This is a genomic window from Robertmurraya korlensis, from assembly GCF_023715225.1.
In the GTDB taxonomy this organism is placed as follows: domain Bacteria; phylum Bacillota; class Bacilli; order Bacillales; family Cytobacillaceae; genus Robertmurraya_A.
The window spans coordinates 1-476 of the sequence record NZ_JAMBNS010000079.1; the positions used below are offsets into that span (position 1 = coordinate 1).

Here is a 476-nt window from a genome sequence, read left to right on the forward strand (position 1 = left end):
TTTAGAAATGCTTGCAGGCACAGGAAAAAGACATGGTAGTAAAGCGGGAAGTCAAGAATAAAACACAACCAATGGGTTGGTGAAGGTATCAGCCATATCGAAAAAGCCTTGCAACGGCTTTTTCAACGAAAAGTGCATGATTAGGGAGAAATTGATGGTTAAGCAAAAATTCATGGTTACCGATTTGATAGCACCTCTAAATGTTGGTGAATCGAGAGGTTATCTGGCATTAACTCAATCAACCTTTCTATAGCATCACTAGCATCGGGGCAATTTGACAAATGCATCAGTAATAAGTCAACCTGATCTGAATGATAAATGGCTTGGCTCAAGCGAGCTTCTAAACAGGTGCGCCAAGTGCATAAAAAAGGGCTTTCAGTTTTGCTAAAAAATATGCCGGTATATAATTTGATGGCCGCTTCTAAATAACCAGCATTTAATGATTGTTCAACCCGTAAAAAATCACCATCAATAGG

1 protein-coding gene is annotated in these 476 nt (G+C 39.1%); it reads right to left on the minus strand.

Annotation, left to right across the window (positions count from 1 at the left end; genetic code table 11):
- Nucleotides 1-176: 176 nt before the first annotated feature.
- Nucleotides 177-476 (minus strand): hypothetical protein (locus M3175_RS25900; RefSeq protein ID WP_251524559.1); only part of this gene is annotated, 300 nt, incomplete at its 5' end.